Raw genomic sequence first — 25,897 nt, forward strand, 5'->3', positions numbered from 1 at the left:
GCAAGTGGCCGTTCATAGCTCATCGATGGACGCGGCGCAGCAGCTCTTCCGTCGCAGATAACCCAATCGGCTGGCCGAGCCGCGAGCGCCGGTTTCACGAAAAGAACCACACAGGCACAGAGGGAAGAGAAGAGAGAGATATCGATTTTCTTCATCTCTCTTTCTCTTCTCTCTTCTCTGTGCCCTCTGTGCCTCTGTGGCTCAAATTCTCCTCATCATGAGCCCAGGATCTCGCGTCTACCCCGCGGCCACGATGCGGCCCGCGGACGGCTCCTCCGCGGGCGCGTGCCGGGCCACGATCTGCGCCACCTCGCTGCGGCACGAGCCGCACCCGGTGCCGGCCTTCGTCGCCGCGCACACCGCCTCGAGCGTGCAGGCGCCCCCCTGGATCGCCTCTCGGAGCGCAGACTCGCTGACCTTGTGGCAATTGCAGATCATCCGCTCGCTCTGCGCCGCCGCCCCCGCGCCGCCGCCCGCGCAGAGCACCTCCAGCGGGTCGGCCGGCAGCGGATCGTTGCGGTCGAACAGCTGCACGAGCGCCGCCGAGGCCGCGGTGTTGCCGACGAACATCGCCCCGAGGAGCCGCCCGTCGCGGAGGACGAGCTTCCGGTAGGTGCACTTCCGCGTCTCCACGATCTGCAGCACCTCGTCGCTCTCGAGCTCCGGCTCGACGCTGCCCATCGAGGTGACGTCGACCCCCGCCACCTTCAACCGGCTGTACAGCTTCGACCCCCGGTAGCGCGCCTGCGGGTTCGCGCCGGTCAGGAGATCCGCGAGGACGGCGGCCTGCTCCCAGATCGGCGTCACGATGCCGTAGAGCTTGCCCCGGTGCTCCGCGCACTCCCCGATCGCGTAGACGCCGGGCACCTGGGTGGCCATGGTGTCGTTGACCACGATGCCCTTGTTGATGGGCAGCCCCGAGGCGCGCGCCACGTCGACGCGCGGCCGCACCCCGCACGCCAAGATCACCATGTCCGCCGGCAAGACACTGCCGTCGTCGAGCCGGACCCCTTCCACCACCTCGTCCCCGCAGATCGCCTCGACCGTGCGCCCGGTGCGGACGAAGATCCCACAGCGCTCGATCTGCTGCTCGAGCATGTCGCCGCCCATCTGATCGAGCTGCGCGTTCATGAGGCCCTTGGCGACGTGGATGACGGTCACGTGCAGCCCCATGTCGCTCAGCACCTTGGCGGCCTCCAGGCCGAGGAGCCCGCCGCCGACCACGATGGCGTTGTCTCCAGCCCGCGCGTGGCCGCGCATCCGGAGGCAATCGTCCATGGTCCTGTAGACGAAGACGCCCGGCCGCAGGTCGCCCTCCGCCGTCGTCATCCCCTCGAGCGGCGGGACGAGCGGCCGGCTCCCGGTGGCGATCACCGCGACGTCGTAACGATGGGCCGCGGCGCCCTCCGTCACGACCGTCCTCGCCGCGGTGTCGAGCCGCTCCACGGGCGTCCCGCCGACGAGCTTCACGCCGTTCCGCTCGTACCACGCCGGCGGCTTCGTCACGATGGAGTCGGGCGCCTCGCCCGAGAGCACCTTGCTGAGCAGGACGCGGTTGTACGCCCCGCCCGGCTCCTCGCCGAACACCGTGATGTCGTAGCGGTCCCGGGCGCCGCGCGAGACGAGCTCGTCCAGCAGGCGGCAGGTGGCCATGCCATTGCCAACGACGACAAGGTCCTTCCTTCGCATCAGTTCGACTCCGAGACCCGGCGCGCCCTGACGGCGCACACCTTGAACTCCGGCATCCGGCTGGTCGGGTCCAGCGCCGGCTTGGTGAGGACGTTGGCGGCCTTCTTGCCGCCCCAGTGGAACGGCGCAAACAGCGTGTCGGGCCGGATCTCCGGCGTGACCGAGACCCGGAAGACGACCGATCCTCGGCGGCTCTCGACGAGCAGCCAGTCGCCTTCGACGACGCCGAGCCGCGCCGCCAGCCGGGGGTGGACCTGGACCTTCGGCTCGGGCTTGGCCTCGTCCAGCGTGGAGACCCGGCGCGTCTGAGCGCCCGAGTTGTAATGCTCCTTGTAGCGGCCGGTCGTGAAGTAGAGCGGATACGCGTCGTCGGGGAGCTCGGCGGCCGGCCGGTGGTGGACGGCGTGGAAGCGCGCCCGGCCGTCGGGGTGATGGAAGCGATCGGCGAAGAGGCGCGGCGTCCCCGGGTGCTCGGTCGACGGGCACGGCCAGAAGACGCCTCGCTCGCGTCGTATCCTGTCGTAGGTGATGCCGCTGTAGTCCGCCTTCGCGCCCGCGGTCGCCCGCCGCAGCTCGTCGAACACCTGCTCCACGCCCTCGTACTGGAAGTGCTTGCCCGCGCCGAGCCGGCGCGCGAGCTCGCAGAAGATCTCGATATCGCTCTTCACCCCCGGGGGCGGCCGGCGCGCCCGCTGCCGCAGGATCACCCGCCCTTCGAGGTTCGTCATCGTGCCGTCCTCCTCCGCGAACTGGGCGACGGGGAGCAGGGCGTGGGCGGAGGCCGCGGTCTCGTTCACGAAGGCGTCGCAGACCACGAGCAGATCGAGCGCGGCGAGCTTGCGCTCGACGTTGAGCGCGTTCGGCGACGCGACCACCACGTTGGAGCCGAACACGAGCAGCGCGCGGATGCCGCCCTGGGGGCCGAGCGCGTCGAGCAGCTCGTAGGCGCTCTTCCCCTTGGACGGCAGCTCCGCCGGGTCGATCCCCCAGACGCGGGCGATGGCCTGCCGGTGCTCCGGGTTCTCGATCAGCCGGTAGCCCGGGAGCTGATCCGCCTTCTGGCCGTGCTCGCGGCCTCCCTGGCCGTTGCCCTGTCCGGTCAGGCAGCCATAGCCGCTGTAGGGTTTGCCGACCTTGCCGAGCGCGAGCATCAGGTTGATGAAGGAGAGGACGGTGTCCGAGCCCTTGGACTGCTGCTCCGGCCCGCGGCCCGAGAGCAGCATGCTGCTCGGCGCCTCGGCCAGCAGCCGCACGGCCCGGAGCTGGTCCTGCGTCGAGACCCCGGTCAGCCGCTCGACGTGCGCCGGGTGGTACGAGAGGACGACGCGCCGGAGCTCGTCGAAGCCCTCGGTGCGCGCGGCGATGTAGGCCGCGTCGACGAGCTTCTCCTCCAGCGCCAGGTAGAGCAGGCCGTTGGCGAGCGCGAGGTCGGACCCTGGCGTGGGCTGGAGGTGGAGCGCCGCCGCGCGCGCCGTGTCGGTCCGCCGCGGGTCGACGACGATCAGCGCGCCGCCGCTGTCGCGCTGGGCGTAGACCCATTGCATGATGGGCGGCAGCGTCTCCGCGCAGTTCGCGCCCCACAGGAGGAGCGCCTTGGTCTGAGCGATGTCGGACACCGGGAACGGCAGGCCGCGATCGACGCCGAACGCCTTGTTCTGTCCCGCCGCCGCCGAGGACATGCAGTAGCGGCCGTTGTAATCGACGTTCGGCGATCCGAGGGCCAGGCGGACGAACTTGCCGAGGAGATAGGTCTTCTCGTTCGTGAGGGCGCCGCTGCCGAACGCGGCCAGCGCCGCGGGACCGTGGGCCTCGCGCAGCCGGAGGAGCCGCTCGGCGATGAAATCGAGCGCCGTGTCCCAGCGCGCGGGGAGGAGGCGGCCGTCGCGCCCGCGGAGCAGCGGCGACGTCAGCCGCTCGCGATGATCGAGCAGCGCCGCGGAGGTGAACCCCTTGATGCACATCTGCCCGCGGTTGACGGGGAACTCCTCGTCCGGCCGGACCTCGATCGGCCCGGAGAAGGGCGTCAGATCGGTCACGACCATGCCGCACTGGAAGGCGCAGTACGGGCAGTGGGTCCGCGTTGTCTCGGCGGTGACGACCTTGAGGTGGAGGGAGGAGCGCGCGGCCATGGAGGGGGCGTGGCCGTCCTCGACGAACACGCAGGACCGGGTATAGCGGTCGCCGTGTTTCCCATGAGTTTCGCCGAAATGTGCGGCGGGTAAATCGGACGCGGAGATCGGGATCGCCTGGTTTGCCCGAGATCGTCGCCGCCGGCGCCGCGCAGGAGCTCGCCCCGGTCGCAGGATCGGCCCCGCGCGTGACGCCGACGGCCGCTCAGGGCGCGGGCACGACGGTGATCTCGCCGGTCGTCTGCACCGCGGAGGTGTCCCAGGCGAGCCCCGGGGCGAGCGGCACGTCGATATCCACGGCGGTGAGCGTCCCCGTGAGGCCGCCGCTCCAGCCGAACACGGCGATGACGTCCCCGGCCTGGAACGACACGGACCCGTCGGCCGGGAGCAGCCTCAGCGCCCCGTCGAGGTGGAGGTCCCCGTCCACCTGGAGGAGCGGCACGGCGCTCGGGCCCGCGACCGTGATGCTCAGGGTAGCGCCTGGCCCCTGGCTGTAGCTGCCGGCAATGACGGTCGATGGGTGAGCTTCCCCGACGGAGAGCTCGCCGGCTTGCGTGTTGGCGAGATCGCCCACGAAGCTGCCGGTCTGGAGGCGCCCGCCGGCGAACTCGAAGTCGCCCGTCGCGACCTCGATCGCGCCCGCGATGAGCTCGCCATCCGCGAGGCGCACCGAGGGCCCCAGGTAGGGGTAGGGATCGCCGCCGGCCCAGGGCGCCGTCCGGAGGAGGCCGCCGATGCTCACGAGGGCGCCATTGTCGACCAGGAGCGATGGATACTGGTTGCCGATGGCAGAGACGGTGACGTCGCCGCTGTTGAGCCACGATGCATAGACATCGTTCACCTTGACGAAGCCCCCGCCGAGCTGAGAGCGGATCTCGGTGTCTTCCGTCACGAGGGTCCCGTAGGCCCCGACGGTGAGCGTGCCGTATCCATAGTTCGACCCGACGCGCAGGAGCCCCTGGTTCGTCCACGTGCCGCCCCAGCCGCTCACGCTCGCATGGCTGGTCATGTAGCCGATGTCGTCGCCGAGGATGCGTGCATTCACCGTGAAGAGCTGGCCGCGGTAGATGTCCAGCGAGCTATGGCTCCTCACCCCCAGGACGAACTCCCCCGTGCTCACCCACTGCGTCCCGGACCCCGTGATAGCGACGTCACCCCCGCAGCTCATGCAGCCGCCGCTTCCGGCGATATAGACATTGTGCGAGAAGAGGCTCGCGCCTTGCTTGAGCTCGACGTGGCCCTGTCCAGTGTGGCCGATGTAAGTGTTCGCTGTGCTCGTCATGGTGGCGTCGTACCCCTCGACGATCAGATAGCCATCGCCCGTCGAGCCCCTGGCGCCCACCACGAGATCATCGGTGGTCGCCTCGGCGCCGTTCCGGATGATGACCCAGCTCTCGACGAGGCTCGCGCCGATCTCGATGGATCCATGGTTAACCCACGTCGAGCCATATCCGTCGACCCGGATGCTGCCGACATTGTCACCACCCGCTCTCACGGATGCGCCGGCGCTGATCAAGGTCCCGCCATGGGTAACATCGACCGTTCCAGCCCCGACGCGGAGCTGGTTCGGCCCCAGGTCCCAGGGATCGGTTGGATTCTGGGGTGAGACGGCTCCCCAGATGGTCACGTCTGCGCTGGCTGGTGCTGCCACGCTCACCGACGCAGCGGCAAACAGCGCCGAGAGGGCGCATCGAGCTTGGTAGTTCATGGATCTCCATACCTCCACGACAAGGTTCAGTCCCCATGAGAGCCCACCCATTGCCTTGGTCCTCCCTCGCAGCTCCGGAGCACCGGGCGAGCGTGGTCTCCCATGTTTGCATCCATATTCGGATCGATTCGCAATGGCAAGCCTTTCGTTGGCCAAACGCTCGCCGGGTCGATCTTCCGGCATCGGAGGCGGCCCGGCCCGGATAGTTGAGCTTTCCTCCGCCATCGGAGGCGGCCTGGCTCCGATAGTTGAGCTTTCCTCCGCCATCGGAGGCGGCCCGGCCCGGATAGTTGAGCTTTCCTCCGCCATCGGAGGCGGCCCGGCCCGGATAGTTGAGCTTTCCTCCGCCATCGGAGGCGGCCCGGCCCGGATAGCTGAGCTTTCCTCCGCCATCGGAGGCGGCCCCGCCCGGATAGCCGAGCTGCGCGGGCACAGCATCGCGGCGGTCGGCCATCGACCGTCGAAATCTTGCCATGTCCGTTGACCGATCGGGAAGGGTGCTTACCCCTGGCACGAACGTCCGGCGCGCGCCGGACGGTCACAACACGTCCAGCGCAGGGGAGTAGGGAGCACGGCGCCAGTGTCCCTTCGCCGCCCGGCGAAGGACTTCGACGAGAGGTGTTCCCCTCATGGCCAAGCCTTCCTCTCCGGTCAGCAAGAAGAAGCCGGCTCCCAGCGCGCTCGCGGCCCCGCCCCAGGCGGCGGCGGCGTTCGACAGGACCCTCCCCGAGATCGAGTCGCTGAGCCCGGATCGACTCGTTTCCATCAAGATCGACATCCCTCGCGCCGTCTCCAAGGTGCTCGGCGTGCTGCCAGGCCTGCGCGCGCTGCGCCCCGCCATCGCCGCGCAGCTGCAGCAGCACGAGCTCGCGCTGCTCGACCGGCTCGAGACGTACGCGCTCGCCGCCTGGTACGCGCACCTCCTGTGGCTGTCCAGCGGAGGCGCCGAGAACGCGCTGAAGCCGCTGCTCGCGGAGGCGGCCGCGCTGCGCGAGAACCTGCTGGGCGACGCCGAGGCGCTCGCCCGCCGCGGCCTGCTCGACGCCGCGGCCGTCGCCGAGATCCGCGCGGGCCACGGGCACGTCGACACGGCCAACGACCTCGTCGCGCTCTCGGCCCTCCTCGGCGGGCGCTGGTCCGATATCGCCGGCAAGACGGCGGCGACCGAGGAGGAGGTGAAGCGCGCCGGAGAGATCGGGCCGCAGCTCCTCACCGCCCTCGGCGCGCGGGAGCACGGCAAGGGCCCCGGGCCGACCGAGGCCGCGGACAAGCGGGCGCGCGCGTTCGCGCTGCTCGTGCGCGCCTATGACCAGACCCGCCGCGCCGTGACCTACCTGCGCTGGAACGACGGAGACGCCGACACGATCGCGCCGTCGCTCTACAAGGGCCGCGGCGGCCGCGCCGCGTCATCCAACGACCCCGCGACCGAGCCCGCGGACACCGCCGGCGCGGCCGCGCCCACCGAACCGGAGGTGGCGCCCGAGGGCGCGCCGCCGAGCGGCTAGAACGCTGAACAGGCAGACATCGCGTGAAGGCTTCGGGGCTCATACCCACCGCGCCCCGGGGCAGCGTGCACGTCCATCGACAGGCACGCTGCCGGGCTCGCGCGACTCGATTTCTACCATCCGGTCACATGCGGACCCGGGTCGCGACGACATGGCGAAATTCATTGCAATGGTGAATCGACTCGCCTATCCATTTCATCGTGGGAGACCACATTCGCAGGGTGCCCCGGCGCTGAGGAGGCATCAGGCGATGGTGCGCTCTCACGCGCGCTGAAATTTCTCGTGGAGGAATCAGAATGATGAACTACCAAGCTCGATGCGCTCTCTCGGCGCTGCTCGTCGCCGCGTCGGCGGGCATGGCGGGACAGGCCCACGCAGACGTGACCATCGCGGGAGGCGTGTCGCCTCAGAACCCATCCGATCCTTGGGACCTGGGGACGAGCCAGCTCGTCGTGGGCTCCGGGACGGTCGAGGTGACCGATGCCGGGACGTTGATCAGCCCCGGCGCCTCCGTGAACGGGGGGCCGGCCGGCTTCGGCACCGTCCTGGTCGAGGGGTATGGCTCGACGTGGATCAACCATGGATCCATGGGGATCGGCAGAGCCAACCTCTCCGAGGGCTGGGTCGTCGTCCGGAGCGGCGCCGAGGTGATCACCGATGATCTCGTGGTGGGCGCGAGGGGCTCGCAGGCTTATGGTCGTCTGTTCGTCGAGGGGTACGACGCCACCCTGACGAGCGGAGGAAACACCTACATCGGCGACCTTGGTCAAGGCTACGTCGAGCTCAAGCAAGGAGGGAGCCTCTTCTCCCATGACGTGTATATCGGCGGAGTCCACGGCTGCTCGATCTGCGGCGGCGAGGTCGTCATCACGGGCTCCGCGACGAAGTGGGTGAGCACGGGGCAGTTCGCCCTCGGCGTGGCGAGCCGCGGCCTCCTGAACATCCACCGCGGCCAGCTCTTCACGGTGGGCGCGAGCATCGACGGCGACGACCTCCGGAACAGCCACGCGACCGTGAGCGGCTGGGGCGGCACGTGGACCAACCAGGGGCTCCTGCGCGTGGGGGCGAACCGCGGATACGGCACGTTGACCGTCGGGGCCTACGGGACCCTCGTGACGGAGGACACCGAGATCCACTCCGAGCTCGGCGGTGGCTTCGTCAAGGCGAACGATGTCTACGCATCGTGGCTCAACAGCGGCGACGTCACCGTCTTTGCCATCGGCAATCAGTCCCCGTCGCTCCTCGTGGACGAGCACGCCTTCGTGAGCATCGGCGGCCTGCTCCGGACCGCGCCGACGGTCGGCGGTTCTCCCTATCCCTACCTGGGGCCCTCCGTGCGCCTCGCGGACGGCGACCTCATCGCGGGCGCGATCGAGGTCGCGGAGGGCGACTTCGAGCTCGCCGGCGGGCGCCTCGAGACCGGCAGCTTCGTGGGCGATCTCGACAACGTCCTGGCCGGCGAGCTCTCCGTCGGAGAGGTCCACCCGTCGACCGTCGTCGCCGGCAGCTACACCCAGGGGCCGGGCGCCGCCCTCCGCGTGACCGTCGCAGGCTCGAGCGCCTCGCCGCTCCTCCAGGTGGACGGCGACGTCCACCTCGACGGGGCGCTCGAGGTCCGGCCGGCGGACGGCTCGGTGTCGTTCCAGGCCGGGGACACCTTGGCTCTGCTCGGCTGGAGCGGCGACCTCACGGGGGCGTTCGCCTCGGTGAACATCGACGTGCCGCTCGCCCCAGGGCTCGCCTGGGACACCTCCGCGCTGTACGCGACCGGCGAGATCACCGTCGTGACCGCGCCCTGAGCGCCGCCGGCTCAGGACATCAGTTCCACCGGTAGGCCACGCCGAGCGGCAGAGACGCCGCCGCGCCGTCCGCGCCGACGAGGAACAGCGGCGTGGCCTGCAAAAAGAGCGAGCCCGACGGGCTGTCCGTGAGCTTCATGCCGATCTCGGCGCCCAGGCCCAGCGAAAATCCCAGCGGCACGCTGGCCTCCACCATGTCTCCACCGTATTCGTAGCCGTTCTCATTCCACGCATAGCTCTCCGTGTAGGCCGTCCCGCTCTGCGTCGCCGTGCCGAAGAGCAGCGACGATCCCACCCTGAAGCGATCGCCGAGCGGGTACGACACCGACGGGCCGAGAGCGATGAGCAGGCCCGCGCTCGAGTGGAGGCTGAGGTGGGCGCGAACGCCGAGGTCCAGGCGCTCCGTCGCCTTGTATCCGATGAACCCCGTCGCCCCTGCGAGAAAGCTACCGTCGGAGAGAGAGTAATAGCACTCCCCATATGTGGTGGTGGCGCAAACATCCATCTTGTCTGCGTCCAACCAGAGATAGCCGATGTGTCCGCCTCCCTCGACGACGAGGCCGTCCGATACGCCCGGCGCGGCGGCGCGCACGCTCCTCTCGTCGCGCGCTCCATCGCGCTGCGCGTCGGGCAGCAGCCGCGCCCTGGGCAGCCGCGCCGCGGGCCGCCGCGCCGGCCTCGGCCCGGCCGCCTCCGCCGGCTCCGGCGCCGCTTCCGCCGGCGCGGGCGCCGGCACGGCGACGTCCACGCGCTCCGACTCCTTCAGCGCCACCGTCGTCTCCCAGAAGACCTCCCCCTGGTGCGCCGCGGCCACGACGTGCTCGCCCGGATCCACCGGCAGATCCTTGTCCCACGCGACCGGATCGAGCGCCGCCCCGTCGAGCAGGATCGTCACCTGGTCGGCGCCCGCGTCGCCCGCCGAGGCGCGCACCCGGAGCCACGGCACCCGCGGCGCGAGCGCGTCGAGCCGCGCCCTGGCGAACGCCTCCCGGGCCGCGTCCCCCGCGGTTCGCGCCGTGATCAGCGCCTCCTGGAAGCCGACCCAGGCCGTGGCCACCTGGCCGAGCCGCTCGTGGCAGAAGGCGAGGTTGAGCTTCGTCCCCAGGCTCGGCTCCAGCCGCTGGCTCTCCTCGAGCTTGGGGCAGGCCTCGGCGAAGCGCTGCTCGACCAGGAGCGCGCGGCCCTCTCGAAACAGCTGCTCGGCGGCGCTCTCCTCGGCGACGGCCTGCCGGCCCGAGAGCAGCGCCGCGGCGCCGAGGAGCGCCCCCGAGAGGGGAGCGAAGAGCGTACGACGGAGCGGACGGAGCGGTTTCACGTTGTCCTCGGGAGGCGCTAGCGGTCGGAGGTCTCAGAAGCCGTCGGAGCATCGCTCGGGCCTGCCAGCCCGATCTCCGGGCATGCGGCCGGGACGCCGAGCGCCGTGAAGGTAACCTGGGTGGGCCTGTGATAGCTTCGCCTCATCGATGATCCTATTCCGCGTGGCCCCCGCGTTCCTTTAGACATGCCCGACGATTTCTCGCGTGAGCCCCCGCGAGGCAGGTTTCCGACGACCCGCCGGTCCGCCGTCGTCGCGGTGGGCAGCGACGACCCGGCCGAGCGCGCGCGCTCGTTCGACATCCTGGTGCGCGCCTACTGGAAGCCGGTGTACAAGCACCTCCGCGTCCGCTGGCGCATGGAAGGCGAGCGCGCCGCCGACCTGACGCAGGGCTTCTTCGCGCGCGCGCTCGAGCAGCGCACGTTCTCCGCGTACGACCCGGCGCGGGCGCTGTTCCGCACCTATCTGAAGATGTGCCTCGACCGCTTCGTCATGAAGGAGGCCGAGAGCAGCGGGCGACAGAAGCGCGGCGGACATACGGTGACGCTGAGCCTTGACTTCCCCTCTGCCGAGCGGGAGATTGGAGCGCTCGCCGTGCCAGCGCCCGACTCGATCGACACGTACTTCGACCGGGAGTGGACGCGTCACCTGGTCGGGATGGCGGTCGACGCGCTCCGCGAGCGCTGCGAGCGGGGCGGCAAGCAGCTCACCTTCCGCGTCTTCGAGCGCTACGTGCTCGACGACGGCCCCGAGGGCCGCCCCACCTATGCCGAGCTCGCCGCGGAGCTCGGCATCAAGGTCACCGACGTGACCAACTACCTCGCCTTCGCGCGGCGCGAGTTCCGCGGCCTGCTCCTCGACAAGCTCCGGGAGATCACCGGCTCCGAGGCCGAGTTCGAGGCCGAGTCCCGCGCCTTGCTCGGGGGCGCCCGGTGACCTTCCTCGACGACGCGGGGGTCGGGCGCCTCGTCTCGCTCGCGGCCGAGCCCGAGGTCGTCGCCGGCAGGTTCGAGGTCGACACGCTGCTCGGGGAGGGCGGCATGGGCGTCGTCTTCGAGGCCTGGGACCGCGAGGAGCGCCGGAGCGTGGCCCTCAAGGTCCTGCGCGACGTCGACGAGGCGACGAGCGCCCGGTTCGACCGGGAGGCCGAGGCGCTCGCCGCGCTCTCCCACCCGGGGATCGTCGGCTACGTCGCCCACGGAAGCACCCCGCTCGGCGAGCGGTACCTCGCCATGGAGCGGCTCGTGGGCGTGACGCTCGCGGAGCGGCTCGCCGCCGGCCCGCTCGGCGTCCGCGACGCGGCCGAGGTCGGGCACGGCGTCGCCTCGGCCCTCGCCGCCGCGCACGAGAAGGGCCTCGTCCACCGCGACATCAAGCCGAGCAACATCTTCCTGCAGGACGGCGCCGTCGACCGGGTCAAGCTCCTCGATTTCGGGCTCGCGCGCGGGCCGAACGCGGCCGCGGTGACGGGCGCCGGGACGCTCGTCGGCACGCCGAGCTACATGGCGCCCGAGCAGGTGCGCGGCGCGGCGACCCCCGACGCGCGCACCGACCTGTTCGCGCTCGGCGCGGTGCTCTTCGAGTGCCTGACCGGCCGGGCGCCGTTCTCGGGCGCGGACACCGAGGCGGTGCTTGTGAAGATCCTCGTCGAGCGGCCCCCCGCGGTCCGGGAGCTCTGCCCGCTCGCCCCGCCGGCGCTCGAGGCGCTCGTCGCGCGGATGCTCGCCAAGGCCCCCGAGGTCCGCCCGGCGAGCGCCGCCGAGGTCGCGGCCCAGCTCGCCGTCCTCCTCGCCGACGAGGGCCTCGGCGCCGCCCCGGCCGCGGCGGCCGGCGACCCGGCGCAGGCCGCCGCGCCGGGGGCGCTGCTCGCCGGCAAGTACCGGGTGGTCCGGACGCTGGGCAGCGGCGGGATGGGCGTCGTGCTGCTCGCGCGGCACGAGGCGCTCGACAGGAACGTGGCGCTCAAGCTCCTGCGCGGCAGGAAGAGCGGCGGGGACGTGGCGCGCTTCCTTCGCGAGGCGCGGGCGGCGTCGCGGCTGGAGAGCGAGCACGTCGCGCGGGTGATGGACGTCGGCACGCTCGACGACGAGACGCCGTTCATCGTGATGGAGTTCCTGAGCGGCAAGGACCTCGGGCAGGTCCTGCACGAGAAGAAGCGGCTGCCGGTCGGGGTGGCGGTGGACTACGTGCTCCAGGCGGGGGAGGCGATCGCCGAGGCGCACGCGCTCGGCATCGTCCACCGGGATCTGAAGCCGTCGAACCTGTTCCTCACCGCGCGGCGCGACGGCTCGCCGCTCGTCAAGGTGCTCGATTTCGGCATCTCGAAGATCTCGCGCGCGAGCGACGGCGCGCACGCGGCGACGCTCCCGCTCGACGTGAGCATCACCGCGCCCGACGCGATCATGGGCTCTCCGCTGTACATGTCGCCGGAGCAGCTCGAGAGCACGAAGCGCGTGGACGCCCGCACGGACATCTGGTCGCTCGGCGTGGTCCTGCAGGAGCTCCTCACCGGCCGTCCGCCGTTCGCGGCGGGCAGCTTCATGGCCATGGGCGCGAAGATCGCCGCCGGGGCGCCCGCCGGGCTCCGCGAGGGTTGCCCCGAGGCCCCGGAGGGCCTCGCCGCGGTCGTGCTCCGCTGCCTGGAGAAGGATCCGGCGCGGCGCTTTCAGAGCGTGGCCGAGCTCGCGCAGGCGCTCGGGCCGTACGCGCCGGAGGGGTCTCGGCTCTCGGTCGAGCGCATCGTCCGCGTCGCCGGGGCCGGCGCGGCGGCCGCGGACGCGAGCGCCGCGCCGGCCCTGAGCGCGGGCGCGCCGGCCGCGCGCCCGGAGGGCGTCCCCTCGGACCGGGCGATCACGGCGCGCACCTGGGATGCACCGGCCGCGTCCAGGGGGCGGCGTGGCGCGCTCGTCCTGGTCGCGGGCGCGGCGATCGCGCTGGGCGCCGGGCTGGTGGCCGTGCTGCGCGCTCCGGGCGGCGCGGAGGGCCCGCCCGCGGCGCCTGCCTCCGCCGGCGCGACGGCGCCGTCGACCGAGGAGACGCCGATCCCGAGCCACGCGCTCCAGCGCAGCGCCGCCGCGCCCGCGCCGCCACGGCCGCCCGCGGCGGCGGCAAGCGCGGCGGCGAGCGCGGCGGCGCCCGCTCCGGAGGCCGAGGCCTCCGCGGGCGCGCCGCCTTCGCGGGGCGCCGACCTCCCGGACGGCGCGCCGCCGTCGCAGGGCGCGGGGGCCACGACCGCAGCGGCGCCGCCGAGCCCGCCAGCGCGCCCGCCGTCCAGCGCACGCGCCCGTCCCGCCGCGCCGCCGGCCAAGGACAGCCGCCCTGCTGCGCCCGCGGTCGAGCAAGCGCGCCCTGCCGCCAAGCCACCTCCCGGCGAGGTCGATCCGATGGACCCGGCGCTGATCCGCCGATAGCGGGTGATGGGGTAATTGCCGCATACAGCGCCGCGAACGTGTGGACCGCCGAGACGCCAGGTGTGCCAACCGGACGGGGGCCACCGCTTAATAAATACATCTAACTTAAGCTGCTCGGGAAATGATGGCCGACAGGAGACCCTTGTAATGAAAATTTCTACACTTGGTTCGCTTGCTCGCGAGCGGGTCCTGTTCGCCCTGCTCGCGTCGGCCGCCCTCCTTGCCTGCGGCGACGACGGCGACACGTCTCCGGGGGGCAGCGGCGGCGCCGGCGCCTCGGGCGGCGGCACGGGCGCTGCGGGCGGCGGCACCGGCACGACCAGCGGCGGCACGGGCGCTGCGGGCGGCGGCACCGGCACGACCAGCGGCGGCCAGGGCGGGTCGGGCGGCCATCTTCCCGCGGACGTCGTCGAGCCCGGCGACCCCGGGCAGGGCGATGTCACCTTCACCGTGCGCGCCGATCAGGGGATGCGCCCCATCAGCCCGCTCATCTACGGGGCCAACTGGGCCGAGGATCTGGAGGGCGAGCAGCGCGGGACGAGCGTCGTGCGCATGGGCGGCAACCGCATGACCGCCTACAACTGGGAGAACAACGCCTCCAACGCCGGCGCGGACTACATGTTCCAGAACGACGCCCACCTCGTCGGCAACAGCCCGAACGGCGATGTCCCCGGCGAGGCGGTGCGCGTGCTGGCCGAGGACGCGCTGTCGCACGGCGCCGCCTTCATCGCGACCATCCCGATCTGCGGGTATGTCGCGGCCGACAAGGACGGCAACGGCGACGTCAACAAGACCCCGAATTACCTCCGGACGCGCTTTCACCCCACGATCGCGCGCAAGGGCGCCCCGTTCTCCGCGGCGCCCAATCTCGGCGACGATGCCGTGTACCAGGACGAGTTCGTCGCCTGGATGAAGCAGGCCTTCCCCGACGCCTTCCAGGGCGAGGTCGCGAGAGTCCTGTTCTCGCTGGACAACGAGCCCGACCTCTGGAATCACACCCACGAGCGCATCCACCCGGATCCGGTGACCTACGCCGAGCTCGTCGAGAAGAACATCGAGTTCGCCTCCGCGGTCAAGGACGTCGCGCCGAACGCGCTCGTCACCGGCTTCGTCTCGTACGGGTATTCCGGCTACGTCAGCCTGCAGGGCGCGCCGGACGCGGGCGGAAAGAACTTCATCGAACACTATCTCGACGCCATGAAGGCCGCCGAGGCGAGCGCGGGGCACCGCCTCGTCGACGTGCTCGATCTGCACTGGTACACGGAGATCTACGCGAACGGCGAGCGCATCACGGGCGATGATTCCTCGCCCGAGTCCGTGGAGGCCCGCGTCCAGGCGCCGCGCTCGCTCTGGGATCCCACCTTCAAGGAGGACAGCTGGATCGCGAACGACGTGCTGAACGGCCCGATCAAGCTCATCCCGTGGCTCCGCGGCCTCATCGACGCGCATTACCCGGGCACCGAGATCGGCTTCACCGAGTACAATTACGGGGGCGGCAACCACATCTCCGGCGCGATCGCCCAGGCCGACGCGCTCGGCGTCTTCGGCCGCGAGGGCGTGTTCCTCGCGACGATCTGGGATCCCGGCGAGGAGGTCTCGATGCTCCGGGCCGGCGTGCGGGCGTTCACGAGCTACGACGGGAAAGGCGCGCGCTTCGGCGACACGTCCATCCACGCCGAGACGAGCGACGTGGCGAAGGCCACCGTGTACGCGAGCATCGACGAGGCCGATCCGCGCCGTATGATCCTCGTCGCCATCAACAAGACCGCGGCCCCGCTCACGGCCGCGGTGACCCTCGCCGCCTACGCGAGCTACACGGCCGTCGACGTGTGGCAGCTCACGGCCGCAAAGGCCGATCTCGTGCCTGCGAATGCGGTCACCCCGGGCGCCACGAACGCCTTCACGTACGCGATGCCGGCCCACAGCGTCTCGGTGCTGGTGCCCCGGTAGGAGCTCGCCGGGCCTGCCCCGGCGCCGCTCCGCCGAACGCCGGGCGCTCGTCGGAGACGCCGTACTCCACGACGTGGTCTTTCCGGAGGGCGATCCCGGTGTTCGGGGCCGCGGCGGTCTCGCGCCACCCATGCAGGTGCTCGCGGGGCTCCCAGCCGTGCTCGCCGCTCCGCTCTCCGGGCGCGCTACGAGGGATCACTCCCCGCGACCGAGGAAGTCCATCAGCCAGGCCATGGCCGGCCGCATGGTGCCGTCCGGGTGCAGGAGACCCGTGTTGTCCCGCCAGGTGGAGCCGACGACGTAGCCCCAGAGGGTGATGCCTTTGACGGCGGGGTGGTTGTAGAACATCGTGAACTGCTCCTCCATCACCCGGCGCTGCTCCTCGTCGTCCGCGAGGCTGATGTCGTACTCGGTGATGTACACGGGCAGGCCCGTGGCGGCGAGCCCGTCGATGAAGCCCTTCACCGTGCCGGTGTCGAACTTGTACGCGTCGTGGGCCTCCGCGCCGAGGGCGTCGATCGGGGCGCCCGCGGCCAGCAGCGCCTTCACCATCTCGACGAAGCGGTCGTGCTCGACCTCGTACTCGATGTTGTTGTAGTCGTTCAGGATCAGGGTCGCGCCCGGGCAGAATTCGCGCGCCCACGTGAAGGCGTTGACGATCCAGTCATAGCCGCTCTCGCCGTCGCCCCCGATGGCGTGCTTGAAGACAGGCGTGGTGTGGGGCGGCGGCTCGTTCACGACGATGATGTACTTCGTCTCGGGGTACCGCTCGCAGAACGCCTGCATCCAGTCCCTGATCGCCTGCCGCTGCTCGTCGGCGGTGAGGCGCCCGATCCAGTTCGGCGGGGTGTTGCCATACACGAAGGCGTACTCCGTGAAGGGGATGTCGTTGTCCTGCGCGTACGCGTAGATCGCGTCGAGCTTGCTCCAGTTTCGAACGTCGCGTGAGGTCGCGACGCTGCTGAACCAGCCCTCGACTTCGGGCGCGATCTGATCCCAGTACCGGATGAAGTCGTCGCGCACGGCGCGATCCGTCGTGATGTTGCCGACGAACTTCCCGGTGCCCGCGCTGCTCGAACCGCCCGACCCGTGGCTTGAGCCGCCAGCCCCGGAGCCGCTCGTCCCAGCACCCCCGGAGCCGCCGTCGCCGGCGCCGCCCGTGCCCGCGCCAGAGGCTCCCGCGCTGCCCGTGCCGCCGCCCGTCGCGCCGGCGCCGCCGCCGTGGCCACCCGCTCCGGTCGAGCCGCCCGCGCTCGACGAGCCGCCTGGGCCAGGGTCGACCCTGTCGACCTTGCCAGAGCACCCAGGGAGGGCCGCGAGCCCGAGCGCGATCGCGCCGCACAGCCATCGAGAAGAACGGTTCTTGTTCATGCCAACCCCCCGCGAGCTGGATGATCGTCGATGGTGACTATTGAATCAAGAAAGCCGACGGTCAGCAGCGCGATCCGAGGGAGCACGCGCCCGGCGCCAGGCCTGCCGGGCAGAGCGGTCCCGGGAATTCCCGCTGCCCCCTGGATCGATCGCGATCCGTTCCGAGGAGCGATCCGTACGACGGCCCGCGAGAGCGGGCGAAACGTGACGCGCTCGCCTCACCGAGGAGGCGGGGTGCAGAGGAAACACCCGCCACACTCGTAATGCGGCGTCTTGGTGCCCCACGCGATCTGGTTGTTGCAGCAATCGCGTCCGTACTTGCCGACGACGGTCGTGTGGCTCTCGTCGCTGTAGTAGATGCAGTTCGCCCCGGGCGCCGCCTCGCTCGAGGGAGCCAGCAGGGCGGCGCCTCCCAGCATCGCCGCGCCTGCCGTCAGGGCAGCGAAGAAGAACCGCAAGCGGGTAGCAGGGCTGATCCGACGCATGGATAACTCCTTTTGCGATGGAGGCCTGTCCTGGCCTCCGGGTCGATGCGACATACCTTAGAACGAATGCCCGGCTCGGGCAAGCGCTCGGGCCGAGCGCTCGATTCGGCTATCGACGAATGCATTCATGCATGGGTGAGAGCGCCGCCGAGGGTGGCGGCTAGGGGTGAAGCAGCGCGCGAGCTTTGGCGCAACGGCGAACCTCGCGGGCTGCGCGCCGACGGTCGACTGTCGCTCCGAAAGAAAAGTCCGCAGGCACAGCAGTGCTTTCCCCCTTCGTCTATCTGGCTCAGCCCGGTTGATATGGCGCGCTTCACGCCATAACACCCAAAATTACAATTCTTAACAACTCCCCTGAGAGACAGACGGCGCAGCGTTCTTTCTCTCGTCTGTGCCCTCTCTGCCGCTGTGGTTCCCTCTCTCATGAAGCCAGAGACGAACCTCGGCAGCGCAGCGTCACCGCCGCGGAGAGAGGACGACGATCGACGTCGGCGCCACCAGCGGATCGTCCGCGCTCGACGGGTCCACCTTGCTCGGCCGCGGGAGGATCTCCGCGCTCCACCGCGAAAGGGGCAGCCCGCACAGGGCCTTGATGTCGCCCACGCGCATCGGGCCCCGGGCGGTCACCGCGAGGATCTCCGAGCTGCCGCTCGCGTCCCGGATGTCGACCCAGATCTTCATCATGTCGGACGACAGCATCTGCGCGACCGGGACCTTGCCGGCGACCACAGGGAACCAGACCGCCGAGGAGAGCACATGCAGCTCGACGAGCTCGATGCCCGTGCCCGGATGCTCGGCAAAGAACCTGCGGAAGCCGGCGAGCGTCTGGACGAACGGATGCAGCGGGTGCCACAGGCGGTGCTTCCCCGAGGCGATCGGGCCGATGTGCACATGGCGGAACCCCGCCGCGTCCGCCGCGCGCAAGGCCCCGCAGACCGCATCGGCGATGACGCCGAGATCCCGGCTGTCCTCGGGATCCTCGCCGCCCTGCACGCGCGGAACATCCGGACTCCGGTCGCGGGCGGCGACGCCGAAGATGGGCGCGTCGCCGAACCGGTAAGCGTACGACGGCGCCGCGTCCAGCGGGCGCCAGCGCTCGAGCGCCGCGTCCGCGACGAGCCCGGCGTCCCGCGCCTTTTCAAGGAAGCCGTTCGCCTGGGTTCCCGGGATGGCGTGGTTGTCCGCGGGCGTCCGGCCGACGCTGACGAGCACGCACTCGCGGCCGTCCGCGGCGGGCACCGAGAGCGGCGCGTACCGGAGACGGACCTTCCTCGCCCCGCCGGAAGGGTGCTTCGCCCCGTCGGACAGGCTGAACCCCAGCTCGTCGGGCATCCACGCGACCGGCGGCCGCTCGGCGCCCTGCGGCGCGGGCGCCCTGCGCTCCCAGACGGCATCGGTCAGCCGGCCGATCAGCTCCGCCAGCTCGCCGTAGTGCCCGTAGAACACGGGGGCGATTCCCAGCCGCGTCTGCAGGAAGCGGACGTCGATCGCGCCCCGCCTGTCGCTGGAGAACAGCGCGAAGTGCGGGTGCGGCCCGGGCCCGTAGTGATGGGCGATCTCTCCGAAGAGGTTGATGAGGTAATCCTCGAGGATGCCGGAGCCGAGGAACAGCAGCGAGCGCCGGGAGAGGACCTCGGCGAACGCGCGCCGGAAGTGGGGCTGCGCGTTGACGGCGTGCTGGTACTGCTGGTAGCCGGCGACCACTTGGCCCGCGAGCTCGCCGCGGCGCCGCTCGTCGAGGACCAGCTCCTCGACGAGCGCGTCGAGCCGCGCGGCCTGCCCGCCGAGGAAGCCCTGCAGCGCCCAGAGGATGGGTCGCGTCGGCGACGCCAGGGAGCGGACGACCTTGTGGCAGTCCTCGACGCTGCGCCCGAGCACCTCGGGGACGTCGGTCTCGTCCCGCTTCGCTTCCCACGAGGGCTTGCCCGTCCGGCTCACGCCGACCATCTCGCCGGCGCGCGACTGCCGCATCCGGCTCACGACGTAGAGATCGTCGTAATTGGTGGTGAGCACGAGCGGCCACGCGCAGCGCGCGAGCGCCGCCGTCTGCGCCGGCACCTCGCACTCGCCCGCGGCCCTGCCGCCCTCGTTGAGGGCCCTCCGGTACGCGTCGGCGCGCGCCTCCACCTCCAGGGCGGCCAGCCCGAGCACCGCCTTGTCGGCGAGGCGGTAGAGCTCCGAGGTGTCCAGCCTGTCCGAGGGCCGGGCCCGCTGGAGGTGCTCGGGGACCTCGACCCCGGCCTCGCCGGCGAGCCGCACCAGCAGGTCCAGCCAGCTCGTGCAGGCGGGCCTGCTCATCCCCGAGCCGATGAACGGCGCCAGCACGCCCCGCCGGTACGCGCTGGCGAGGTAGGGCAGGATGTCGTCGAACCCGAGCTCCATCACGTCCTCCTTCGCTCCCGGCCGCGGCCTTCCGCGCGGCCCTGCGATCCCGCGCCCCCGCGCGCGTCTCCCGACCCTAGCCGCCCGTCGATCGTGAGCGCTGCGCGGACGTTTGTCGCTGGCATGGAGAGCCCCGGAGAGGTTTCGGCCATGAGAGCCGAGGGCTCCCCGATCTGCAAACGTCTCGAGCGCGGCGTGCGCGACGAGCTTGGCGCGTATCGCCGGCGCGCCGACATCGCGCGACGCGCCCGTGAGCAGGCGGACATGTGCCGGCGCAGCATCGTGCGCTCTTCGCGCTGGAGCCCCTTGCGATCCGGCCGGTCTGCACCCAGAGCGCCCTGGAGCCGCTCATGCCCGAAGGCGACACGCTCTTCCGGATCGCCGCTGCCCTTGGCCCCGCGCTGGAGGGCGCGCGCGTCATCGCCCTGGAGCTGCCCCGGAGCGACCGGCGGTGCGACGCGCTCGTCGGCCGGCGGATCGAGCGCGTGGAGGCGCGCGGCAAGAACCTCTTGATCTTCTTCGACGAGGGCACCGTGCTGCACACGCACCTGCGGATGAGCGGCGCGTGGCACCTCTACCGCGAGGGCGAGCGCTGGAAGCGGTCCGAGGCGACGGCGACGGCGATCCTCGCGGTCCCGGGCTACGTCGCCGTCTGCTTCCGCGCGCCCATCGTGCGCCTGCTCCGCGCGAGCGCCTTGCGCGGCGACCGGCTGCTCGGCGGCCTCGGCCCGGACCTGCTCGGCGACGGCTTCGACGCCGCGGAGGCGCTCCGCCGCCTGCGCGCGCTCGACGAGGTGCCGCTCGGGGTCGCGATCATGGATCAGCGCGTCGTCGCCGGCATCGGCAACGTCTACAAGAGCGAGCTCCTCTTCCGGAGGCGGCTCGATCCGTTCGCGCCGGTCCGGGCGTACTCGGACGAGGAGCTCTCCGCGATGCTCGACCTCGGCCGCCGTCTCCTCCAGGCCAACGTCGAGCCGCGGGATCCCTCCGGCGCGTACCGCGGCCCCACCGCGCACTACCTCCACACGCGCACGACGCGCGCGGGGTTCGCCCGCGGCAGGCGGCCGGTCAGCGTCTACGGCCGCGAGGGGCGCGCCTGTTACGACTGCGGCGCCGCGGTCCAGATGCGCCGGCAGGGGACGATGATGCGGTCGACGTACTTCTGCCCCCGCTGCCAGCCGGGCCGCGCCGCGCCGGCGCCGGCCGAGACAGCGGCGCCGGCCGGGTCGCCGTCGGCCGAGACGGCGCTGCCGGACGGGTCCGAGCCGTCCGTGCCATGACCTTGGCCGCCTGCGGAGGGCGGCGAGGCGGCAAAAGCCGGAGAGCCGCGAGGCCGAGAACTTTCCGTCAACCGGATCGTACAATCGGCCTCATGCGCGTCGCCTGGTTCCTTCTCGTGCTTGTGCCTGCGTGCAGCCACCCCATCGACGAGGCCATCTCTCCGGACGCTGAGAGCGCGAAGAGCCCTCCATCCGGCAGTTCGCCTTCCTCTCCGGCCACTGCGCCCTCGGCGGCGCCGCCAGCCGCCGCCGAGGTCGACGCCCGCTTCGCCCCGCTCATCGCCTCGGCCTTTCGCGACTACAAGGCCTGGGGCCGCGTCGACGACGAGCTCCGCTGGGCGCCTTGGCTCTGCCGCCTGCCGCTCCCCGGCCGTGCCCGCATGAGCGCCGCCGAGGACGGCGGTCACGCCCGCAAGCTCTACTCGACCTTCGCCAAGCACCGCGATCGCTATCCGCTGGTGCAGGGCGAAGCGCCCATGTCCCAGCCGGTCGGGCAGGCCCTCGTCAAGGAGAGCTACCACCCCGAGCTCGTCGACGCGAAGGAGGTTCCCGAGTTCCCGTCGCATCAGCCGTCGGCACCGGATGGCGCTTCCGGCACGCCGGACCATTTCGATCCTTACGTGCGCGACGGCGATCGCGTCTACCGCGCGTCGCGCTTCGCCGGCGCCTACGTGGTGCTCAAGGTCGCGCCGGAGACGCCCGGCACCGACGCCGGCTGGGTCTATGGCACGGTCACGCCCGAGGGCGAGGTGACCTCGGCCGGCCGCGTCGCGTCGTGCATGGGCTGCCATGAGAGCGCCCGTCACGAGCGCGTCTTCGGGATCGCGACAGCTCCGCAGCCCTGATGGCTCGCGGAGGGTCTCGTGGAGCGCTGGTGCTTCGACCGGCCCCTTGGACCGCCCAGGCGCACGGAGCCCTGACGCCCGTTGTCCAACGTCGCCGCACACGACACCAGTCTCCGTGCGGATTTCCCCGACGCATGCTCCTCGGCCTGCAGGGCCCTCTCCGGCTCGATGACGGGATCCGTCAGCCTTTCGCTCTTTCACGCTTGAATTCTGGGCTCGCACGCGTGATAACGCGCGCTTGTGCACCCGTGCGCCGCATGCACGCCGGCTTTCCGTTCATGCAATACAGGAGCGCCTCGACGCCGGCGGCGCTCGCAGGATCCAGGATCTCGGAAACATAAGCACTGTGCCGGCGACCGGCGAATCGACGCGATGTAGAGATCGCTCGTCGCGGGAGCGCCCCTCCGCGCGGATGAGCGCGGAAACGGGAGATCCATGCAGAGCGCGAACGCCTCCCGTGTCCGAGAATATCGGGACGATGGGCCCGCCGCGCGAGGCGATATAACGAGGGACGTGAGGCCGCCGCCGTGCTACCCTGAGTCCAGGGTTCTCGGACCGCGCAACGTCAAGCCGCGAGCGGGCGTGGGGAGCGCAATGGCGCGGTCCGCGACGCCTGCTCGCAGCGGCACCGCGATGGACCGCGCGGGCGATCTTGATCGCACGTTGCACGAGAACACCGAGATGCCAGACGTCGCGACGAATCCAGAGGATGCGCGGGCGATCCTCCGCGAGGCGGCCGACGCGGCGACCTCCGCGCGCCGCGCCGTCCGCCATGTCCTCGAGGCGCTCGAAGCCATCATCGCGCTCCGCGCCTCTGCCGGAAGAGCGCAGGACAGCGATCGCATGCGAGAGCTGGCCGACGATCTCCGCGCTGCACGGAGGGCGGCGAACATCTCCTTGCGTGCAGTGCAGCGCACCGCGGACGGCGCGCTCTACGTGCTCGGCGGGGAGTCGCCCCACGATCGTGCGCGGACTCGAGCCCGCGATCGCGCGGAGCAGAAGGGCAAGGATGGCTCGAACCGCCGGCCGATCGGGCGAGTGTCCCGGGCGCGAGCGCGGCGGCGGTCCAGACGGAAGCGCGAGCGTCACGGCGACGTTGCCCGCGCGGGACGACCTGATCGAGGGCGCGATGCGGCGCCAGCGTGACGGGGAGCGTGGCGGCCGCCCGCGCACGGCGGCCCGGTGGTGGACGCCGCCGCGTACGGACGCCCGCGCGCGGAGCTCCCGGGTGGAGCCCGGCGCTCATCCAGGGCGGGGAGCCGTCCACGAACGCCCCGGGCGAGACGGCGACGTCGGCCATCACCGCGAGGCGCGCCGATGATTCGACGCGTCGCTCTCCGACGCCCAGCGACCGTGGCAAGGGCGTAACGCTCATGCGTGATGCGAACGCTCACAGCGCCTGCGTGGACGCCTGGATGGATCGGGTGGCTCAGGGCTTGCCGCCCGACCGCTTCGCCCATCTCTTCGAACGAGCGTTCAGCGCCCTGTGGCGGCGCGCCCACGTCACCCTTGGAGAGGTCACGCTCGGCGCCATCGTGGATCGCGTGCTCTATTACGCCTCCGAGCGTTACCCGGTCCTCTCGTCGCTCGAGGTGAATTCGGCTGGGCTCTATTGCGTGGAGCTCCAGGTGCTCGCCGGGGGCCTGCCTCGCGATGAGCTCGCGGAGGGGCTCCGGTTCATCCTGGTGGAGTTCCTCACGGTCCTCGGAAACCTGACGGCGGAGATCCTCACACCGGCGCTCCACGCGGAGCTCTCCAAGGTCGCGCAGGAGGAGGCGGGCGGGGTCGAGAGAGGGTCGGAGAGCGCGCCCGGGATCTCCGAGGGCGAGGACGGCGAGGAAGCGGAGTCATGACGAAGAAGACGGCCATCGCGCGCATCGAGACGGGGGTGCGAAACCTGGATGTGCTGTTCCAGGGGGGGCTGCCGAAGGGCTCGATCGTCGTCATCGCCGGCCCGCCGGGAGCGGGCAAGACGATCCTCACCCAGCAGATCTGCTTCCACAACGCCTCGGCCAAGACCCGGGTCCTCTACTTCAACACGCTCTCGGAGCCGACGGCGAAGACGCTGCGCTACCTGAATCAGTTCGACTTCTTCGACGCCAGGAAGATCGACGGGGGAATCCAGTTCGTGGATCTCGGCGCCATCCTCCGGACGAAGGGCCTCGAGGGCGCCTTCAAGCTCATCATGGAGCACATCAAGAAGGTCAAGCCCGCCCTGGTCGTCATCGACAGCTTCAAGGTCTTCGACGACCTCGCCAAGTCGAAGGAAGAGCTCCGGAAGTTCGGCTACGAGCTCGCGATCAGCCTCATGGCGTGGGAGACCACCACCTTATTCCTCGGGGAGTTCGGGCAGGGCGACATCGAGACCAACCCCCTGTTCTCGATCATCGACGGGCTGGTCATGATCGGCCAGCGCCAGGAGGCCGGCGAGCAGCGGCGCTTCATCCAGATCGTCAAGATGCGCGGCACCGATCACAGCCGCGAGGAGCACTCGTTCGCCATCACGCGGGCCGGCATCGACGTGTTCGCGCCCCGCGTCACCCTCCACCGGGCGGTCATCGAGGGCGAGGAGCCGCGCCTCAGGACCGGCATCTCGAGGCTCGACGACCTCCTCGGAGACGGGATCCCGCGGGGCGCCAGCCTCCTCGTCGCCGGCGTGGCGGGGACCGGCAAGACGGTGCTCTCGCTCGAGTTCATCTACCGGGGCGCGAAGGCCGGCGAGAAGGGGATCTTCTTCTCCTTCGAGGAGACCGAGCCGCGGCTGCGCGCCACCGCCCGTGGCCTCGGCTGGGACCTCGACGCCGAGATCGAGCGCGGGATGGTCGAGATCGTCTTCATCCCGCAGCCCAACATCCTGGTGGAGGCGCACCTGCTCATGATGAGCGAGCGGATCCTCGGCATGAAGGCGCGGCGCGTGGTCGTCGATTCGGTCTCGGTCTTTCTGCACAAGGTCAAGGACCCTCAGGTGGACCGAGAGAAGATCTTCCAGCTCGCCAGCGTCATCCACAACGCGCAGGCGGTCGGCTTCCTCGCCACCGACATCCCCTACGGCACCCACCAGATCAGCCGCTTCGGCGTCGAGGAGACCATGGTCGACGGGGTCATCCTCCTCTCCTCGACGGAGGAAGGGCTCGAGCGCCAGCGCTACATCGAGATCTACAAGCTCAGGAACACCGCCCACCTCAGGGGCCGGCACAGCATCGTCATCGGCCCGGGCGGGGTGATGGTCTATCCCCGTTACAACGCGGAGGCGGCGTTCGCCGAGCCGCCGCCTCCCTTGGAGACGGCGCGGCGCCTGCCCTCCGGGGTGCCCGGGCTCGACGAGCTGCTCGGCGGAGGGCTGCTCGAGCGCAGCGTCACCCTCCTCTCCGGGAGCGCGGGCATCGGGAAGAGCACCCTGTCGATGCAGTTCCTCCTCGAAGGCTGCCGCCGCGGAGAGCCGGGGCTCTACGTCGCGCTCGAGGAGGGGCCCGCGCAGATCATCAGGGCCGCGGAGGCCCTGGGGCTGCCGCTCCCCGAGGCGATCCAGGAAGGGCGCGCCGAGGTCATCTATATCTCGCGGGAGCGCATCCGCCCGAGTCAGCTCCTCTCGCTCTTGACCGACAAGATCCGCACGCAAAAGACGCGTCGCGTCGTCCTCGACAGCGTGAGCCACCTCGCGGACGAGGGCATCGGGGAGGACGAGCTGCGGCAGCTCCTCTACGCGCTGATCGTGCGGTTCAAGGCGCTCGGCGTGACCAGCCTGCTCACGCTCGAATCGAGCGTGATGTACTCCAGTGAGACCGTCACCGACCGCCATTTCTCTCCGGTGGCCGACAACCTCGTCGTGCTCCGGTACACGCCCCTGCCAGGAGAGATCAGGCCAACCCTCCTGGTCGTGAAGACGCGCGGCAGCGAGCACGATTTTGGTGCCTACTACTTCACCATCGGGAAGGGCGGCGCCCGGATCGGGCAGCGCGCTGGCGAGGGTGCCCCCCTGGCGACGGAGAACCTCGCGGGCCGGAGGCGAACGAAGAGATAGGGGGGTGG

General features: G+C 71.0%; 16 protein-coding genes. 9 read left to right on the forward strand and 7 right to left on the reverse strand.

Annotated elements, in window-relative coordinates:
* Positions 1–237: 237 nt before the first annotated feature.
* From WMF20_RS20175 to WMF20_RS20185, 3 genes are all read right to left on the reverse strand, one after another.
* The gene (locus tag WMF20_RS20175; protein ID WP_437615960.1) at positions 238–1,689 is read right to left on the reverse strand and encodes an FAD-dependent oxidoreductase; all 1,452 of its coding nucleotides are present in this window, start codon (positions 1,687–1,689) and stop codon (positions 238–240) included.
* Positions 1,689–3,818: a molybdopterin oxidoreductase family protein gene (locus tag WMF20_RS20180; protein WP_437617147.1), complete on the reverse strand. Its 2,130-nt coding sequence runs from the start codon at positions 3,816–3,818 to the stop codon at positions 1,689–1,691. Before WMF20_RS20180 ends, WMF20_RS20175 begins: the two co-directional genes overlap by 1 nt.
* Before the next feature lie 205 nt (positions 3,819–4,023).
* A complete protein-coding gene (locus WMF20_RS20185; protein ID WP_437615962.1) occupies positions 4,024–5,313 on the reverse strand; it encodes a hypothetical protein in 1,290 nt (429 codons plus the stop codon).
* 842 nt (positions 5,314–6,155) lie between these two features.
* Here WMF20_RS20185 and WMF20_RS20190 point away from each other — a divergent pair.
* Both WMF20_RS20190 and WMF20_RS20195 read left to right on the forward strand, forming a co-directional pair.
* Positions 6,156–7,031 (forward strand): hypothetical protein, encoded by an 876-nt coding sequence (locus WMF20_RS20190; protein WP_437615964.1) that lies wholly within the window; start codon positions 6,156–6,158, stop codon positions 7,029–7,031.
* A gap of 296 nt (positions 7,032–7,327) precedes the next feature.
* Positions 7,328–8,830, forward strand: coding sequence for a hypothetical protein (locus tag WMF20_RS20195; RefSeq protein ID WP_437615966.1), 1,503 nt, complete (start codon positions 7,328–7,330; stop codon positions 8,828–8,830).
* Between the two features lie 19 nt (positions 8,831–8,849).
* Here the strand turns inward: WMF20_RS20195 and WMF20_RS20200 are convergent, their stop codons facing one another.
* Positions 8,850–10,145: a hypothetical protein gene (locus WMF20_RS20200; protein ID WP_437615968.1), complete on the reverse strand. Its 1,296-nt coding sequence runs from the start codon at positions 10,143–10,145 to the stop codon at positions 8,850–8,852.
* A 186-nt stretch (positions 10,146–10,331) separates the two neighbouring features.
* Between WMF20_RS20200 and WMF20_RS20205 the strand changes: the two genes are divergently transcribed.
* The 3 genes from WMF20_RS20205 (at position 10,332) to WMF20_RS20215 (ending at position 15,505) form a co-directional block, all read left to right on the forward strand.
* Positions 10,332–11,081, forward strand: coding sequence for an RNA polymerase sigma factor (locus tag WMF20_RS20205; protein WP_437615970.1), 750 nt, complete (start codon positions 10,332–10,334; stop codon positions 11,079–11,081).
* Positions 11,078–13,555, forward strand: a complete 2,478-nt coding sequence (locus WMF20_RS20210) for a serine/threonine-protein kinase (RefSeq protein ID WP_437615972.1) — start codon at positions 11,078–11,080, stop codon at positions 13,553–13,555. Before WMF20_RS20205 ends, WMF20_RS20210 begins: the two co-directional genes overlap by 4 nt.
* A gap of 147 nt (positions 13,556–13,702) precedes the next feature.
* Positions 13,703–15,505 carry a glycoside hydrolase family 44 protein gene (locus WMF20_RS20215; RefSeq protein WP_437615973.1) on the forward strand — a complete coding sequence of 601 codons (1,803 nt, stop codon included), beginning with the start codon at positions 13,703–13,705 and terminating at the stop codon, positions 15,503–15,505.
* A gap of 195 nt (positions 15,506–15,700) precedes the next feature.
* On the opposite strand, the gene WMF20_RS20220 is transcribed toward WMF20_RS20215, so the two are convergent.
* The 3 genes from WMF20_RS20220 to WMF20_RS20230 form a co-directional block, all read right to left on the reverse strand.
* Positions 15,701–16,876, reverse strand: coding sequence for an endo-1,4-beta-xylanase (locus WMF20_RS20220; RefSeq protein ID WP_437615975.1), 1,176 nt, complete (start codon positions 16,874–16,876; stop codon positions 15,701–15,703).
* A gap of 218 nt (positions 16,877–17,094) precedes the next feature.
* A complete protein-coding gene (locus tag WMF20_RS20225) occupies positions 17,095–17,361 on the reverse strand; it encodes a DUF6289 family protein (protein ID WP_129575935.1) in 267 nt (88 codons plus the stop codon).
* 456 nt (positions 17,362–17,817) lie between these two features.
* Complete coding sequence (locus WMF20_RS20230) at positions 17,818–19,743, reverse strand: SIR2 family protein (RefSeq protein ID WP_437615978.1); 1,926 nt, start codon at positions 19,741–19,743, stop codon at positions 17,818–17,820.
* Between the two features lie 266 nt (positions 19,744–20,009).
* On the opposite strand from WMF20_RS20230, the gene WMF20_RS20235 reads away from it, so the two are divergent.
* The 4 genes from WMF20_RS20235 (at position 20,010) to WMF20_RS20250 (ending at position 25,889) form a co-directional block, all read left to right on the forward strand.
* Positions 20,010–21,023, forward strand: a complete 1,014-nt coding sequence (locus WMF20_RS20235; RefSeq protein WP_437615980.1) for a DNA-formamidopyrimidine glycosylase family protein — start codon at positions 20,010–20,012, stop codon at positions 21,021–21,023.
* A gap of 92 nt (positions 21,024–21,115) precedes the next feature.
* On the forward strand, positions 21,116–21,868 hold the full coding sequence (locus tag WMF20_RS20240; RefSeq protein ID WP_437615982.1) for a hypothetical protein: 753 nt from the start codon (positions 21,116–21,118) through the stop codon (positions 21,866–21,868).
* A gap of 1,415 nt (positions 21,869–23,283) precedes the next feature.
* Positions 23,284–23,721, forward strand: a complete 438-nt coding sequence (locus WMF20_RS20245; protein WP_129575938.1) for a hypothetical protein — start codon at positions 23,284–23,286, stop codon at positions 23,719–23,721.
* Complete coding sequence (locus WMF20_RS20250; RefSeq protein ID WP_437615984.1) at positions 23,718–25,889, forward strand: ATPase domain-containing protein; 2,172 nt, start codon at positions 23,718–23,720, stop codon at positions 25,887–25,889. The genes WMF20_RS20245 and WMF20_RS20250 overlap by 4 nt, the downstream gene beginning before the upstream one ends.
* Positions 25,890–25,897 lie beyond the last annotated feature (8 nt).

This window comes from Sorangium sp. So ce834 (assembly GCF_051521425.1).
GTDB classification, from domain to species: Bacteria; Myxococcota_A; Polyangia; order Polyangiales; family Polyangiaceae; genus Sorangium; species Sorangium cellulosum_D.